The organism is Streptomyces sp. NPDC001750 (assembly GCF_042892615.1).
Taxonomy (GTDB): Bacteria; Actinomycetota; Actinomycetes; order Streptomycetales; family Streptomycetaceae; genus Streptomyces.
In genome coordinates this window covers 190,720-206,003 of the sequence record NZ_JBIAUE010000010.1, presented here as the reverse complement: position 1 = coordinate 206,003, position 15,284 = coordinate 190,720, and the positions used below count along the sequence as shown (strand labels likewise).

At 69.8% G+C, this 15,284-nt stretch carries 13 protein-coding genes and 1 pseudogene; 7 read left to right on the top strand and 7 right to left on the bottom strand.

The window, feature by feature from the left end:
* Positions 1 to 77: 77 nt before the first annotated feature.
* Positions 78 to 905, bottom strand: a complete 828-nt coding sequence (locus ACFYY6_RS18290) for an HAD hydrolase family protein (protein WP_386609128.1) — start codon at positions 903 to 905, stop codon at positions 78 to 80.
* Between the two features lie 186 nt (positions 906 to 1,091).
* Between ACFYY6_RS18290 and ACFYY6_RS18285 the strand changes: the two genes are divergently transcribed.
* Complete coding sequence (locus ACFYY6_RS18285) at positions 1,092 to 1,268, top strand: hypothetical protein (RefSeq protein WP_351517160.1); 177 nt, start codon at positions 1,092 to 1,094, stop codon at positions 1,266 to 1,268.
* A gap of 601 nt (positions 1,269 to 1,869) precedes the next feature.
* Positions 1,870 to 2,772 (top strand): LLM class flavin-dependent oxidoreductase, encoded by a 903-nt coding sequence (locus ACFYY6_RS18280; protein ID WP_389194111.1) that lies wholly within the window; start codon positions 1,870 to 1,872, stop codon positions 2,770 to 2,772.
* Positions 2,773 to 2,929: 157 nt separating this feature from the next.
* On the opposite strand, the gene ACFYY6_RS18275 is transcribed toward ACFYY6_RS18280, so the two are convergent.
* From ACFYY6_RS18275 to ACFYY6_RS18260, 4 genes are all read right to left on the bottom strand, one after another.
* Positions 2,930 to 3,472 carry an RNA 2'-phosphotransferase gene (locus ACFYY6_RS18275; protein WP_386609130.1) on the bottom strand — a complete coding sequence of 181 codons (543 nt, stop codon included), beginning with the start codon at positions 3,470 to 3,472 and terminating at the stop codon, positions 2,930 to 2,932.
* Between the two features lie 165 nt (positions 3,473 to 3,637).
* The gene (locus ACFYY6_RS18270) at positions 3,638 to 4,618 is read right to left on the bottom strand and encodes a MerR family transcriptional regulator (protein ID WP_389194108.1); all 981 of its coding nucleotides are present in this window, start codon (positions 4,616 to 4,618) and stop codon (positions 3,638 to 3,640) included.
* Positions 4,615 to 6,396, bottom strand: a complete 1,782-nt coding sequence (locus ACFYY6_RS18265; protein ID WP_389194105.1) for an SDR family oxidoreductase — start codon at positions 6,394 to 6,396, stop codon at positions 4,615 to 4,617. The genes ACFYY6_RS18270 and ACFYY6_RS18265 overlap by 4 nt, the downstream gene beginning before the upstream one ends.
* Complete coding sequence (locus ACFYY6_RS18260) at positions 6,393 to 7,244, bottom strand: M24 family metallopeptidase (protein ID WP_389194102.1); 852 nt, start codon at positions 7,242 to 7,244, stop codon at positions 6,393 to 6,395. The genes ACFYY6_RS18265 and ACFYY6_RS18260 overlap by 4 nt, the downstream gene beginning before the upstream one ends.
* Positions 7,245 to 7,536: 292 nt before the next feature.
* Here ACFYY6_RS18260 and ACFYY6_RS18255 point away from each other — a divergent pair, with 292 nt between their 5' ends.
* The 5 genes and pseudogenes from ACFYY6_RS18255 to ACFYY6_RS18235 all read left to right on the top strand — a co-directional run.
* Positions 7,537 to 8,571 carry an ABC transporter ATP-binding protein gene (locus ACFYY6_RS18255; protein ID WP_386609141.1) on the top strand — a complete coding sequence of 345 codons (1,035 nt, stop codon included), beginning with the start codon at positions 7,537 to 7,539 and terminating at the stop codon, positions 8,569 to 8,571.
* Positions 8,568 to 9,479 carry an ABC transporter permease gene (locus ACFYY6_RS18250; protein WP_351517151.1) on the top strand — a complete coding sequence of 304 codons (912 nt, stop codon included), beginning with the start codon at positions 8,568 to 8,570 and terminating at the stop codon, positions 9,477 to 9,479. The genes ACFYY6_RS18255 and ACFYY6_RS18250 overlap by 4 nt, the downstream gene beginning before the upstream one ends.
* Complete coding sequence (locus ACFYY6_RS18245; protein WP_073786455.1) at positions 9,476 to 10,387, top strand: ABC transporter ATP-binding protein; 912 nt, start codon at positions 9,476 to 9,478, stop codon at positions 10,385 to 10,387. Before ACFYY6_RS18250 ends, ACFYY6_RS18245 begins: the two co-directional genes overlap by 4 nt.
* A gap of 30 nt (positions 10,388 to 10,417) precedes the next feature.
* Positions 10,418 to 11,137 (top strand): ABC transporter permease, encoded by a 720-nt coding sequence (locus tag ACFYY6_RS18240; RefSeq protein ID WP_351517149.1) that lies wholly within the window; start codon positions 10,418 to 10,420, stop codon positions 11,135 to 11,137.
* 584 nt (positions 11,138 to 11,721) lie between these two features.
* Positions 11,722 to 11,904, top strand: a pseudogene (locus tag ACFYY6_RS18235) (hypothetical protein); the annotation flags it as partial.
* 804 nt (positions 11,905 to 12,708) lie between these two features.
* Here ACFYY6_RS18235 and ACFYY6_RS18230 read toward each other — a convergent pair.
* Positions 12,709 to 13,506, bottom strand: coding sequence for an HAD family hydrolase (locus ACFYY6_RS18230; protein WP_351517148.1), 798 nt, complete (start codon positions 13,504 to 13,506; stop codon positions 12,709 to 12,711).
* Positions 13,503 to 14,792: a serine--tRNA ligase gene (gene serS, locus ACFYY6_RS18225; protein ID WP_351626163.1), complete on the bottom strand. Its 1,290-nt coding sequence runs from the start codon at positions 14,790 to 14,792 to the stop codon at positions 13,503 to 13,505. Before serS ends, ACFYY6_RS18230 begins: the two co-directional genes overlap by 4 nt.
* Positions 14,793 to 15,284: the final 492 nt, after the last annotated feature.

Below are 15,284 nucleotides of genomic sequence, written 5' to 3'. Positions count from 1 at the left end.
GGGCGTGGGAAAGGAACGGCCGGGGCCGGGTTCCGGCAGCGCACTGTCGCGTGCGGTCAGGGCGCCGTTCCGGAGGGTCACAGCCCGGCGAGGATCCGCTCGATGACGATCGCGACGCCGTCCTCGCCGTTGGTGGCGGTGCGGCCGGTGGCGGCGGCGAGCGCGGCGGGGTGGGCGTTGCCCATCGCGTACGACCTGCCCGCCCAACGGAGCATCTCCACATCGTTGGGCATGTCGCCGAAGGCGACGACCTCGGCGGGCGAGATGCCACGCTCGGCACAGCACAGGGCCAGGGTGCTCGCCTTCGACACCCCCGGCCCGCTGGCCTCCAGCAGGGCCGTGGGGCTGGACCGGGTGAAGACGGCCCGGTCCCCGGCCGCGGCGCGGGCGAGGGCGAGGAACTCGTCCGGAGCCAGTTCCGCATGGTGGGCGAGGAGCTTCAGCACGGGGGCACCGGCACCCGGCGCCTCCTCGCGAAGCAGCTTCTCGGCGACGGCGACGGTGGCGCCCGGGTCCAGGTGGAGCGGCGGGTAGGCCGGTTCGTAGTGGATGCCGGTGGTCATCTCGACGGCGAAGGAGGTGCCGGGAGCGGCGGCACGAAGGATGCGTACGGCGTCGAGGGCGATGTCGCGCCCCAGCGGGCGGACCTTGACCAGCTTGCCGTCCGCGTGCAGATCGGCGACGGCGGCGCCGTTCGCGCAGATCGCCAGCCCGTGGCCGTGCACATGCTCGCTGACGACGTCCATCCAGCGGGCCGGGCGTCCGGTGACGAAGAAGACCTCGATCCCGGCCTCCTCGGCGGCGGCGAGCGCGGCGACCGTGCGCTCCGAGACGGTCTTGTCATCACGCAGCAGGGTGCCGTCGAGGTCCGTGGCGATCAGCCGGGGGACGGCAGGCGAAGGCATGTCGATAGCTGAGGTCACCCGCCCATTCTCGCGTACGGGGGTGCACGGCCGTGCGCAGGGGCGCACATATGAGGATGCGCACTCCTGACCCGGGAACATGCTTGAGGCATATGTCAATCGCTGCCAGGGGAGGCCGCCGGGCACCTGTCCTGGCGGTCCTTCCGGGACGGCCCGTGGTTCGGTGCGGTGCCCACCCTCACCACCGCCGCGACGGCCACCGAGCGGCTCCGCCTCGGCACGCTCGTTCACCTCGGTCAAACCCTGTTCATCCATCGCAGCCCGACCTGTGACCTCGGCGTCATCCGCTCGTTCCGCCACGGCCCGGACGGCGGCAGCACCCTGGTCGATGAGGGACCGGACTGAAGACATGACCGAGGCCGGTCAACTCACGCTCATGCCGCGGTCCGGCCACCGACCGCGCTCCTCGTGCATCGCGTTGATCTTCCGGGAGGCCTGAAGGTACGAGTAGTCCATCCGGCCGACGACGTGCGGGATTCCTTGTCCATGGTCAGGTGTCGCGCAAAGCTGTCCGGATCGTCCCCGAACTCGTAGCGGACCAGTTCCGCGTCCTCGGAGATCTTCCGGAAGTAGACGAGTCCGGCCATTACCACTCACCCCCAAATGCCTTCCCGCTCGTCGGTGGTAAGGAATCGTGCCAATGGTGCGCTCCGATGGCGACCCGATGCGCCTGGTAGGTCGCTCCGGGGTTGTCCGAAGACAGGTGAGCGCGGCTGGCTCGTGCCCCAGCAGGCGTCTGTCCTCGGGCAGGGAGTTCCCGGAGCTCAAGCGAATCAGCGCGTCCGTGATCTCCGCATGGACCTCGAACTTGCGCATGACGACCTTGTGCCGGCCTTTCACCTCTGGCTGTTCGAGCCGAAGCACCTCGGACTCATCAGGACCCGGCCACAACGAGCGCCCGCAACGAGATGCCGGCTGTCCGCTGGACGGACGTAGGCTCGGGGGCATGAGCCTGCGCCTGAGCACCGTGATCCTGCCCGTCGACCGCTGGCACGCGGCCGGCCGCGCCAAGTGGCTGCGCGCGGAGGAACTCGGCTTCCACGCCGCGTACACCTATGACCACCTGTCCTGGCGGTCCTTCCGGGACGGTCCGTGGTTCGGTGCCCTGCCCACCCTCACCGCCGCCGCCACGGCCACCACGCGGCTGCGCCTGGGCACCCTCGTCACCTCGCCCAACTTCAGGCATCCGGTGACCCTGGCCAAGGAGCTGATCTCGCTCGACGACATCTCCGGCGGCCGGATCACGCTCGGCATCGGGGCCGGCGGCAGCGGCTTCGACGCCACCGCACTCGGGCAGGAGGCGTGGACGCCGAAAGAGCGCGCGGACCGGTTCGGCGAGTTCCTCCCTCTGCTCGACCGGCTGCTCACCGAGGACGCGGTCACCCACCGGGGCACGCACTACTCCGCGCACGAGGCCCGCACCATCCCCGGCTGCGTCCAGCGCCCCCGGCTCCCGTTCGCGGTCGCCGCGACCGGGCCGCGCGGGCTGAGGCTCGCGGCGCGGTACGGCCAGGCGTGGGTGACGACCGGCGATCCGCAGCTGTACGAGGAAGGGACCCCGGAGCAGTCGGTGGAGGCCCTGCGCGTGCAGGCCGAGAAGCTGGGCAAGGCGTGCGCGGAGGCCGGCCGGGACGTGGCCGAGCTCGACAAGGTTCTGCTGACCGGCTTCACCCCGGACCGGGGCCGCCCGCTGGAGTCCGTGGACGCCTTCGTGGACTTCGCGGGGCGCCACCGCGACCTCGGCTTCACCGAGATCGTGATCCACTGGCCGATTCCCGACTCCGACTTCGCCGCGGACGAGAAGGTCTTCGAGCGCATCGCCACCGAGGGCGTGGCGCAGCTCGGCTGATCTGCGACTCTCCGTCGGCCTTACGTTGCCGAACGGCGGGGACGAACGGCAGTGCCCGCACTCGTCCGCCCTGCCCCGGGGACGGTTTCCCGACGCCTCCGGGGCCCGTGTTCCTCGTCGTCCGGCTCGCCCACGACGAGGGCGACGCCCCGCGGGTTCAGCCACGCAGGCGCAGGAACGAGGGCGGCACGGCGGCGGTGAGCCAGACGCCGTTGGCGCTGACGTAGAAGGTGTGGCCCGCACGGTGCATCGCGCCGGCGTCCACCGACAGGACGACCGGACGGCCGCGACGTGCTCCGACTCCGGTCGCCGTCTCGCGGTCGGGCGAGAGATGGACGTGTGTGCGGTCCATGGGGCGCAGGCCCTCGCTGCGGATCGCGTCCAGCACACGGCCCACGGTGCCGTGGTAGAGGTACGCGGGCGGATCGCACGGCGGCAGGCCGAGGTCCACGGGGACGGTGTGGCCCTGGCTGGCGCGGATGCGACCGTTCTCGACGGCGAAGCGCTGCTTGTCGTTGACGGCCACGACATGATCGAGCTCGGCACGGGTGAGGGAGAAGCCCTGGCGCGCCGTGGCGCGCAGCAGCTCGTCGATCGGCACCCATCCGTGGGCGTCGAGCGTGATCCCGATTCGCTCCGGTCGATGTCGCAGGTGTTTCGAGAGGTATTTGGACACCTTCACGGTGCGTTTTTCGTCCATGTCCTCAGCCTGCCCGGGCTGTTTCCGGGGCGCATCCGCTTTTCATAGTGATTCACCGAAGCAATTTTATTTGCTTCGATAATTTTTCCTCCCAGGTTTGATCCACAGCCAACTCGACTTATCCAGAGGATCGTTGGCGGTAACCTGGGCAAGTCGGCTGGCAAATCAGGTGACTTGGTCAACTCGCCCTGTTCTAAGCCCGGATGAGGTGAGTGTGTCCAATGTTCTTGCCTGTACCTCTCGTTCGGTGGCTGCCGTGACGAATGCGGACACGTTGTCCGTACCAACCAGTTGCCGAACACGGCGGATTGTCTCCCTGGGAACGGGTACCGGCGTCGTTTCGGGAGCTGAGGAACCGGGGGCGGGTGCCGCGTGCGTGCTCAGGTGATGACGCAGGTGGAGCGTGGCGAACGTCCGCATGACCCGGGCGAGTTCCGCGTCCACCGTCTGCTGGGCGAGTGGGCGAAGTCTGCGCACCACGGCGGCGGCATCCGCCGCGTCCGCCTCCGTGGGCGGATGATGGCCGAGGTAGCGCGCGAAGACGTGTTCATCGGTGAACTCCAGGAAACGCGCCGCTATTTCCTCCACCTGTCCTCGAAGTTCCCGCAGATGTGCAGAGATCGCGCGCAGTGGAACACCGGCCGCGTGCAACTCCAGCGCCACAGCGAGTTCCTGCGGACTGGGAACCAGGAATTCGTCGTCCCGGCCCGGGACGCGCTCCAGCACGCCGAGGTCCACCGCCTCGGCGACCGCCTCGTCGTCCGGGCTGCCGCCGAGCAGGGAGTTCAGCTCGGCCCGCGTGATCCGGCCGGCTCGTTCGTCCGTCCAGGGGCCGTGCACCTCGGCGACGAGACCGAGCACACCGCCCAGACCGCGGCCGGCGTCCCAGGCGTCCAGCAGCTCCTTGATGCTGGCCAGGGTGTAACCGCGATCCAGCAGGTCCGCGATCTGCCGGAGCCGGGTCAGGTGGCTGTCCCGGTACACATTGGCCCGGCCGCGCCGCTCCGGCGTCGGCAGCAGTCCGCGGTCCTGGTAGGCGCGGATCGTGCGGACCGTGGTTCCGCTGGCATGGGCCAGGTCCTCGATCCGGTACTCGGCGGCGGACCGCTCCGCCGCCGCGGACGGCGACTGCCCGGCGCCGGTCACAGCGGCGGCTTCAGACGGGCGATCCCGCGCAGCGCGCCGGGACTGAAGCGGGCCAGGAGCCGGGCGCCGCGGGCCTCCGGCGTTACCGGCACGAGGGCCTGGTTGCGCACCACGGCCCTGAGGACGGCGTCGGCAACCCGCTCCGGGGGATAGTTGCGCAGCCTGTACAGCCGGACGGCCCGCTTGCGCAGCCGTGTCTCCTCCGCGGTGTCGGCACCGGCGAAGCGCGCGGTGGCGGTGATGCCGGTGTTGACGATGCCGGGGCAGATCGCGCTGACCCCGATCGACCGGTCGGCGAACTCGGCCCGCAGGCATTCGCTGAGCATCAGCACGGCTGCCTTGGAGGTGCTGTACGCGGGCAGGGCGCGGGAGGGCTGATAGGCGGCGGCGGAAGCGGTGTTGACGATGTGGCCGCCCTGGCCGCGCTCGGCCATCTGTCTGCCGAAGATCCGACAGCCGTGGATGACGCCCCACAGATTGACGTCGAGGACGTTCCTCCAGTCCTCGCTCGTGGTCTCCAGGAAGGAACCGGACAGGCCGATCCCGGCGTTGTTGACCAGGACGTCGACGATGCCGTACTCGGCGGCGACCTTGTCGGCGAGCTTCTCCATCGCCTGCTCGTCACTGACGTCGACCGCTTCGCCCCAGGCGGCGGGGGATCCGATCAGCCGGGCCATCTCGGCCGTCCTGGCCGCCCCCTCCGCGTCCCGGTCCACGGCCACCACTCGGGCACCCGCCTCGGCGAAGGCGAACGCGGTGGCCCGGCCGATACCACCGGCCGCGCCCGTGACCAGGACCAGCTGCCCGGCGAACCGGTCCGCGTACGCCCCGGTCGGCTCGGTGTCGCGCACCGGCCGGCCGCTCTCCCGCGACGCCTCGTTGGCGGCGACGAACTCGCTGATCCAGGAGGCGAGACGGTCCGGCCGGGTGCGCGGCACCCAGTGCTTGGCCGGCAGCGTGCGGCGGAGCAACTGCGGTGCCCACAGCTCCAGTCGGTCGTACAGCTTCTCCGAGAGGAAGACGTCACCGGTCGGCGTGATCAATTGGACCGGCACGTGCGCGTAGGCGTCGGTGCGGGGCCGGCGCAGCCGGGCCCGCACGTTGTCGCGGTAGAGCCAGGTGCCGTGCGACGCGTCATCGGGCAGGGAGGGCGTCGGGTAGCCGTCCGTGGGCACCTTCTCCAGCCGTCGCAGGAGTTCCGGCCACCGTTTGCCGAGCGGACCGCGCCAGGCGAGTTCGGGCAGGACCGGGGTGTGCAGCAGGTAGACGTACCAGGACTTGGCGCCTTGGCCGAGCAACTGTCCGACCCGGCGCGGGGTGGGCCGCGTCATGCGTTGTTTGATCCAGTGCCCGAAGTGGTCCAGTGAGGGCCCGGACATCGAGGTGAACGAGGCGATCCGGCCCTCGGTGCGCTTGACCGTGACGAACTCCCAGGACTGGACCGAACCCCAGTCGTGCCCGACCAGATGGACCGGACGGTCCGGGCTCACCGCGTCGACGACGGCCAGGAAGTCGTCGGTCAGCTTCTCCAGGGTGAAGCCGCCGCGCAGCGGCCTGGGCGCGGTGGACCGGCCGTGACCGCGCACGTCGTACAGCACCACGTGCCACTGTTCGGCCAGCTGTCGCGCCACATCCGCCCAGACCTCCTTGCTGTCCGGATAGCCGTGGACGAGGACGATCGTCGGCCGCTTCTCGTCGCCCAACTCGGCCACGCACAGCTCGATTCCGCCCGTGCGGACCCGGCGCTCCCGTGCCTCCGTCAGACCCTGCGGACTCATGCCGCCACCCTCTCCTCGGCCCAGCGCCGCACATGCGGCAGATCGTCGTCCAGCCAGAAGGCGCTCTGTTCGGGATCGTTGGAGTCGGTGACCACCAGGATCTCCTCGAACTTGGCGCCCGTACCCCGGAATCCGAGGTGGGGCTCGACCGCCCACAGCCCCGGCCGCGGCGGGTGGTCGGAGAAGCGGTACGGGCTCCACAGCGGCGACCAGCCCTCCCGGTGGCCGTGCAGCGCGTCGCTCAGCAGCCCCTTGAGGGACTGGGCGCCGAAGCCGAACACATGCGGTGACCAACGGCGTTCGGGAACGCGGTCGATCTTGTGGGCGATGACGCCGAACGGATACGCGCGATGCCGGTTGGCGTACCCCTGCTTGACCATCAGCCGGTCGACGTCCTCGTAGATCTCGCGCAGCGGACGCCGCTCCCGCACCTCGCGCAGGATCAGCTCGCGGTGTGCCTCCAGATCGGCGAGGAGCTTGTCGTGCAGGGGGTTGGGCCCGAGACAGCCGGAATACCCGATGTCCGCCGTGAACCCCTTGTGCACCGGGGCCATGTCGAGGATGAACGGCATCCCCGGCTCCAGCTGCCGGTCGGTCGGGAAGAACTGCAGGGGCACCTTGAAACCGGCGAACGCCGTCCGGTCCCCGAACCAGGCGAACGGGAGGTGGAACCAGTCCCGGACCCCGCGCTCGCGCAGCCAGTCGCGCTGCATCCTGGCCGCCTCGCGCTCGGTCACTCCCGGCACGAGTCGTCCGGCGACCGCCTCGGCGCAGGCATACGCGAGACGCTGCACCTCCGCGAACCCCCGCAGTTCCGGGGCTCGTTCGTCCTTCACTGCCGAAGCCATGCCACCGTCCGTCCCCTGCCGTGTGCGGTACGTGTCCGTAACGTGACACTGATGAATGTGACAATGTCCCGCGGCTACGTCAAGGGGTGTGCCGCGACCTGTGGAAAACCGCGGGCGCTCGCTCGTCACAGCGCCGGATCCCCCTCCGGGCGGTGGACCCCCTACGGGCCCGTACACCTGGAGTCTGAGGCGCTGTCCAACCCCAGGGCTGATGTGTGGTGTGGCCCGCGCCACTACCGTCGGAGCCGTGACTGTCATCGCGACCGAAAGCCTGAGCAAGCGGTTCCCACGGGTGACCGCGCTCGACCGGCTCTCCCTGGACATCGGACCCGGCGTGACCGGCCTGGTGGGTTCCAACGGAGCCGGTAAATCCACATTGATCAAGATCCTGCTGGGTCTGTCCCCCGCCACCGAGGGCCGGGCCACGGTGCTCGGTCTCGATGTCGCCACCGACGGCGCCGCCATCCGGGAGCGGGTCGGGTACATGCCCGAGCACGACTGCCTGCCGCCGGACGTCTCGGCCACCGAGTTCGTCGTCCACATGGCGCGGATGTCCGGTCTGCCGCCCACCGCCGCGCGTGAGCGCACGGCGGACACCCTGCGCCACGTCGGCCTGTACGAGGAGCGCTACCGCCCCATCGGCGGCTACTCGACGGGCATGAAGCAGCGAGTGAAGCTGGCCCAGGCACTCGTGCACGACCCCCGGCTGGTCCTGCTCGACGAGCCCACCAACGGTCTGGACCCGGTCGGCCGCGACGAGATGCTCGGGCTGATCCGCCGCGTCCACACCGATTTCGGCATCTCGGTCCTGGTCACCTCGCATCTCCTGGGCGAGCTGGAACGCACCTGTGACCACGTCGTCGTCATCGACGGCGGCACCCTGCTGCGGTCCAGCTCCACCAGCGACTTCACTCAGACCACCACGACCCTCGCGGTCGAGGTCACCGACAGCGACACCTATCCGGACGGCACGGCCGCGCTGCGCCGGGCCCTCGTCCGGGCCGGCGTCGGTCTCGTGGGCCAGGACGGTCTGGACGGGCAGGGGCTGCCCGGCGCGGGCCACATCCTGCTGGTCGAGGCCACCGGCGAGGAGACGTACGACATCGTGCGCGACAGCGTCGCCGCGCTCGGGCTCGGCCTCGTACGGATGGAACAGCGGCGCCACCACATCGCCGAGGTCTTCCGCACCGAGGAGGAGCCCCGGTCCGGCGCCGCCGCTGGGGCCGCGGGAGGTACCGCGGCCGTGCCGACGCCCGCCGAGCCCGCGTCCGGGCCCGCCGCGGCCGCGGACCGGAAGGGCCTTGCAGCAGAGGGGGATCGGCCGTGACGAGCACACAGACCGGAGCCGTGAGCGGGAGCGACACCTCCCGTATCCACAACATCGGGTACCGCTCCTACGACGGTCCCCGGCTCGGCCGCGGCTATGCGTGCCGCTCGCTGTACTCGCAGTCCCTGCGGGGCGCCTTCGGACTGGGACGTTCCGCCAAGTCCAAGGTGCTGCCGATGCTTCTCCTCGGCGTGATGTGCGTGGTCGCGGCGATCATCGTCGCCGTCTCCATCTCCATTCCGGGCAGCACGGCGCTGCAGATCAAGTACACGTCCTTCGCGATCTACATGCAGGCCGTCATCGGTCTGTTCGTAGCCGCCCAGGCGCCGCAGTCGGTTTCCAGAGATCTGCGTTTCAGAAGTGTTCCGCTGTACTTCTCCCGACCGATCGAGCGCGTCGACTACGTCGTCGCCAAACTGGCTGCCATGGCGTCCGCGCTGCTCATCCTCACCGGGGCGCCACTCGTGATCCTCTACGCGGGCGCGCTGCTGGGGAAGTTCGACTTCGTCGAGCAGACCAAGGGATTCGGACAGGGGATGCTGTCGGTGACGCTGCTCTCTGTGCTCTTCGCCGGACTGGGGCTGGTGATGGCGGCACTGACGCCGCGCCGCGGCTTCGGTGTCGCCGCGGTGATCGCCGTGCTGACCATCTCCTACGGCGCGGTCTCCACGGTGCAGGCCATCGCCTGGCAGACGGGTTCCGAGGGCGCCGTCGAGTGGCTGGGGCTGTTCTCCCCGATCACGCTGATCGGGGGCGTGCAGGCCGCGTTCCTCGGCGCCAGTTCACCCTTCCCCGGCGGGGCGGTCCCCGGGGTCGGTGTCGGCGCGGTCTATCTGTTCGCTGTTCTCGCGCTCGTCGCCGGCTCGTACGCCGTCCTGATGCGCCGCTACCGGAGGGTCGGGCTGTGACCACCATCGAGATCGACCACACCTCGCGCTGGTTCGGCAACGTGGTCGCCGTCAACGACGTGAGCATGACGGTGGGGCCGGGCGTCACCGGGCTGCTCGGGCCCAATGGCGCGGGCAAGTCCACGCTGATCAACATGATGGCCGGCTTCCTCGCCCCGTCCACGGGCACCGTCACGCTCGACGGACGGGCGATCTGGCGGAACGAGGCGGTGTACAAGGAGATCGGCATCGTCCCGGAGCGGGAGGCGATGTACGACTTCCTGACCGGCCGCGAGTTCGTCGTCGCCAACGCGGAACTCCAGGGCCTCGGCGACGCAGAGGCGCGTCGGGCGCTGGCCACGGTCGAGATGGAGTACGCGCAGGACCGGAAGATCTCCACGTACAGCAAGGGCATGCGCCAACGAGTGAAGATGGCGTCCGCCCTGGTCCACGAGCCGTCGGTGCTGCTCCTCGACGAACCGTTCAACGGGATGGACCCGCGTCAGCGGATGCAGCTGATGGAGCTGTTGCGGTTGATGGGGGCCGAGGGACGTACCGTGCTCTTCTCCTCCCACATCCTCGAAGAGGTCGAGCAACTCGCCTCGCACATCGAGGTGATCGTGGCGGGACGGCACGCGGCATCCGGTGACTTCCGGAAGATCCGCAGGCTGATGACGGACCGCCCCCACCGCTACCTCGTCCGCTCCAGCGACGACCGCGCCCTCGCCGCCGCGCTCATCGCCGATCCGTCGACGGCCGGTATCGAGGTGGACCTGGGCGAGCGGGCCCTGCGCATCCAGGCGGTCGACTTCGGGCGCTTCACCGAACTGCTGCCGAAGGTGGCACGCGAGCACGGAATCCGCCTCCTGACCGTCTCGCCGTCCGACGAGTCCCTCGAATCGGTCTTCTCCTATCTCGTAGCGGCCTGAGTAGTGGCCTGAAAGGAGCTGTGAATCGTCATGTACGACCCCACAGTCGCCCGGCTCACCTACCGGGCCCTGCTCGGCCGACGCCGGGCCGCCATCCTCTTCGTCCTGCCGGTCCTGCTGGTGGCCATCGCCGTGGCGGTACGGATGTTCGCCGGAGCCGACGACCAGATCGCGTCGGACGTGCTGGGAGGCTTCGCCATCGCCACGATGGTGCCGCTGATCGGCGTGATCGCCGGAACCGGAGCCATCGGTCCCGAGATCGACGACGGATCGATCGTCTACCTGCTGGCCAAGCCGGTGAAACGGCCGACGATCATCTCCACCAAGCTGATCGTGTCCATCGCCGTCACCATGGTCTTCTCCGCACTGCCCACATTGATCGCCGGCCTGATTCTCAATGGCAACGGCCAGCAGATCGCGGTGGCGTACACCGTCGCGGCGCTGGTCGCCTCGATCGCGTACAGCTCGCTGTTCCTGCTGCTGGGCACGGTCAGCCGGCACGCGGTGGTCTTCGGCCTCGTCTACGCGCTGGTGTGGGAGGCCCTGTTCGGCTCGCTGGTGCCGGGGGCGCGCACGCTCAGCGTGCAGCAGTGGTCCCTCGCGGTGGCCGAGAAGGTCGGCGGCGACGGTGCGATCACTTCCGACGTCGGGCTGCCGGTCGCGACCGTCCTGCTGGTCGCGGTCACGGTGGCTGCGACCTGGTACGCCGGTCAGAAGCTGCGCACACTGAAGCTGGCCGGGGAGGAGTGAGCCGGTCGGGGAGGAGCGGGCGTGGGCCCACGAAGGGCCGAGCCTGCCCGGTGAGCGGGGGCCGGGGCGGGTGGAGCCGCCCGGTCAGTGAGGGCGGTGGTGCGTGGAGCCGCCCGATACCTGTCGGTCGGGTCACGGCACGCAGGCTGCGCCGTGAGGGCGTGAGGGCGTGAGGGCGTGAGGGCAGTGAGGAGAGGGCGTCCGGTGCGACCGGACTCTGTGAGTGCCGGGAGCCCGTGAATGCGACTTGAGCCGGGCGCCTTTCCCTCTTCCCTCTCCCGGTGCCTCGGCCCCCTGTCGTCCTTGTCAACCCTCGCCCGATGGGCGAGGGTTGACGCGTTTCGGACACAAGTGCCCGTAAGCGTACGGTTGTCGGTCGTTATAGGAGGTGCGTGGAGGCAACTGGGATCCGTGGCGTCGTAGCGTTCGTGAACCGGGTATTGCCGATGCCGGCGGGGAGTGCTCGCCGGGGCGGTCGTCGAGTGAGTGGCAACCGTGAGCGTCCTCCGCCCTCAGGCCCGGGACAGGGCTGTCCATCACCGGTTCCGCGATCGGAAGGCATGACCATGCCCACAGAAGCCGCCCTGCTCCGGATGTCGCACCGGCTCGACAGCCTCGACCGGAGACTGGAGCTCACCCATCGGGCAGTCGGCGCCATGAGCGTGCGGCTGGGGCATCTGTCCGAGAACGTCGTGCGGATCGACGGCAGGATGGACGATCTCGCCCGCAGCCTGAAGGAGTTGAACCGCAGGGGCAGGCAGCGCTGACCTGCGGGCCGTTCACGGCCCTTCGGCGTTGCCCGAAATCGAGTGGCGCGCAAGGGCAGTCCCCGGCACAGTAGTTGGTGCGGCGCGTGCCGGACCGGGCCCTGCGGGCCCGAGCCCCGGCACGGTGCGCGCGCCCAACGCCAGCCGTACGCCCGCGCGTACGCCACAGACCGGGAGCGGAGCACGACGATGACCGACAGTCCGAGTCCGTCGAGTTCCCATCAGGGCGGCCCCGAGACGGCGCCGGAGTAGTCACCGACGACTCCGCCGTGCCGATCGGGGCAGGATGCCCGGGGCGGCTTCTTCGCGCCTTCGCGCGCGGCCGCCCTCCCGGAGGATTGGCCGAGGTAAGGCAGCGGATTGCTAACGACCTCGTCCACGATTGTCAGCGGCATCGCAGCGTCCGGGACCTCCGCCTTGGATTCGAAGGCCCCAGACACCGCTCCTTCTCCCACCGCCAATCGTGGGCGAGGTCGTAAGCCGTCGTCGGGGCCGTGAAACCCCGCGCGCGTTCGATCCGCGCATCCTCCGCCGAGCTCGTCCGCAGTGTGGACACCGATACGGCTGCGGCAGATGTTCCCCGCTGCCCGCTGCCCGCTGCCCGCTGCCCGCTGCTCGGGGCCCGGGGCCGTGCCGGTTCGCCTCCGGCTTCTGTACGCGTACCGTCCTCGCACGGGAGAGGCGGTGTACGACCGGACGCGGGGGCGATGCACGTACGACCGGCTCACCCGTGCCCGGCCCCCGTACGGCGAGCGGCCCCGGGCCGGCGCCCGGGGCCGAACACCGCCTGTTCGAGGACTCGGCCTAGAGCAGGCGCTCCAGAACCGCGGCGATGCCGTCGTCCTCGTTGGACGCCGTGATCTCCTGGGCCACGGCCTTCAGGTCCTCGTGCGCGTTGGCCATGGCCACACCGTGCCGCGCCCAGGCGAACATCGGGATGTCGTTCGGCATGTCGCCGAAGGCCAGCGTGTCCGCGGCCTTCACGCCCAGGCGGCGTGCGGCGAGCGAGAGCCCGGTCGCCTTGCTCAGCCCCAGCGGGAGGATCTCCACCGTGCCCGGACCGGCCATGACCACGTCCACCAGATTGCCGACGGCTGCTCGCGCGGCCTTCGTCAGCGCGTTGTCGTCCAGCTCCAGGTGCTGGATGTAGACCTTGTTCAACGGGGCGGCCCACAGCTCGGCCGGGTCCTGCGCCACGACGGACGGCAGCGGCCCGTCCTGGACGCGGTAGCCGGGGCCGATCACCACCTCGCCGTCGAGTCCGTCGCGGCTCGCCGCCAGTGCCAGCGGGCCGACCTCGGCCTCGACCTTGGACAGCGCGAGCCCGGCGAGCTGCCGGTCCAGCGTCAGCGAGGTCAGCAGCCTGTGCTCGCCCGCGTGGTAGACCTGCGCTCCCTGGCCACAGACGGCGAGGCCCTCGTAGCCGAGGTCGTCCAGGATGTGCCGGGTCCACGGCACACCGCGGCCGGTGACGATGATGTGTGCGGCACCGGCCGCGGCGGCACCGGTCAGCGCCGCACGGGTGCGTTCGGAGACCGTCTCGTCATTGCGCAGCAGCGTGCCGTCGAGGTCGGTCGCGACGAGTTTGTACGGAAAGGTCACTTGGCGACCGGTTCCAGCACCTCGCGCCCGCCCAGGTACGGCCGGAGGACCTCGGGGACCCGTACCGAACCGTCGGCCAGCTGGTGGTTCTCCAGGAGCGCCACGATCGTGCGCGGCACGGCGCAGAGCGTGCCGTTCAGCGTGGCCAGCGGCTGGAGGACCTTCTTGCCGTCGCGGGTGTCGCGCATCCGGACGGACAGACGGCGCGCCTGGAAGCTGTTGCAGTTCGACGCGGACGTCAGCTCGCGGTACTTGCCCTGGGTCGGGATCCACGCCTCGCAGTCGAACTTGCGGGCGGCCGAGGCGCCCAGATCGCCGGTGGCGACGTCGATCACCTGGAACGGCAGCTCAAGGGCGGTGAGCCACTGCTTCTCCCAGTCGAGGAGCCTGCGGTGCTCGGCCTCGGCGTCCGCGGGGTCGACGTACGAGAACATTTCCACCTTGTCGAACTGGTGGACGCGGAAGATGCCGCGGGTGTCCTTGCCGTACGTGCCGGCCTCGCGGCGGTAGCACGGCGAGAAGCCCGCGTACCGCAGCGGCAGCTTGTCGGCCTCGATGATCTCGTCCATGTGGTACGCGGCGAGCGGGACCTCGGAGGTGCCGACCAGGTAGAAGTCGTCCTTCTCCAGGTGGTACACGTTCTCCGCGGCCTGGCCGAGGAAGCCGGTGCCCTCCATGGCGCGCGGGCGGACCAGCGCGGGCGTCAGCATCGGGACGAAGCCGGCCTCGGTGGCCTGCGCGATCGCCGCGTTGACGAGGGCGAGCTCCAGCAGCGCGCCGATGCCCGTCAGGTAGTAGAAGCGCGATCCCGAGACCTTGGCGCCGCGCTCCATGTCGATGGCACCCAGCATCTCGCCGAGCGCCAGGTGGTCCCTGGGCTCGAAGCCCTCGGCCCCGAAGTCACGGATCGTGCCGTGGGTCTCCAGGACGACGAAGTCCTCCTCGCCGCCGACCGGCACGTCCTCGTGAACGATGTTGCCGAGCTTGAGCATCAGGCTCCTGGCCTCGGCGTCCGCCTCGTCCTGTGCCGCGTCGGCCGCCTTGACGTCGGCCTTCAGCTGTTCGGCACGCTTGAGCAGCTCGGCGCGCTCCTCGGGCTTCGCCTTCGGGATGAGCTTGCCGAGCGATTTCTGCTCGGAACGGAGTTCGTCAAAGCGGACGCCGGACGACCTGCGCCGCTCGTCGGCGGAGAGAAGGGCGTCGACGAGGTCGACGTCCTCTCCACGGGCGCGCTGGGAGGCGCGAACACGGTCGGGGTCCTCACGGAGCAGGCGAAGGTCAATCACCCCTCCAGGCTACCGGTGCGCGCTTCCACAGCTCGAACCGATATTGCCGAGCGTGTCATTTTGCCCGAATTGTGAGAATTGATAAATGGCGGGGGTATTGTGCATTCGGCGTCGGGCCCGATTGCGTTCGGCGTCGGAGCCGGCCGGTCAACGAAATGATTTTACTCCCCCAAAGGGGGCGGAGGGTGCTGGCTTCCTTGACGCATCTGCCCCGTGAAGGGCGGGAGTTGAGGTCCCCTTGTCCACAGGTGTCGACCCTTGTGTGAGTTATCCACAGGCTGTGGGGAAGGCCTGTGGATGGCGGAGGGGTGCGCTCCGAAAGTGATGCCGTGGCGCACAAAATCTTCTCTCAAACCCGCTGAGGGCACCCGTTCGGGTGGGGATTCCTTGTTTTGCAGGGCTGATCACCGGAATTGGGGCGGTGGTGGGCGACCTGGCCGGGGCGGGGGCTGTGGATGCGCCCGAGTCGATCGGGGCGATATGTCGATCGTG

Bases quoted from the DNA above. Each gene is read 5' to 3' on its own strand.
- ACFYY6_RS18290 (WP_386609128.1), bottom strand. From the start codon at position 905: ATGCCTTCGCCTGCCGTCCCCCGGCTGATCGCCACGGACCTCGACGGC.
- ACFYY6_RS18280 (WP_389194111.1), top strand. From the start codon at position 1,870: ATGAGCCTGCGCCTGAGCACCGTGATCCTGCCCGTCGACCGCTGGCAC.
- ACFYY6_RS18275 (WP_386609130.1), bottom strand. From the start codon at position 3,472: ATGGACGAAAAACGCACCGTGAAGGTGTCCAAATACCTCTCGAAACAC.
- ACFYY6_RS18265 (WP_389194105.1), bottom strand. From the start codon at position 6,396: ATGAGTCCGCAGGGTCTGACGGAGGCACGGGAGCGCCGGGTCCGCACG.
- ACFYY6_RS18260 (WP_389194102.1), bottom strand. From the start codon at position 7,244: ATGGCTTCGGCAGTGAAGGACGAACGAGCCCCGGAACTGCGGGGGTTC.
- ACFYY6_RS18240 (WP_351517149.1), top strand. From the start codon at position 10,418: ATGTACGACCCCACAGTCGCCCGGCTCACCTACCGGGCCCTGCTCGGC.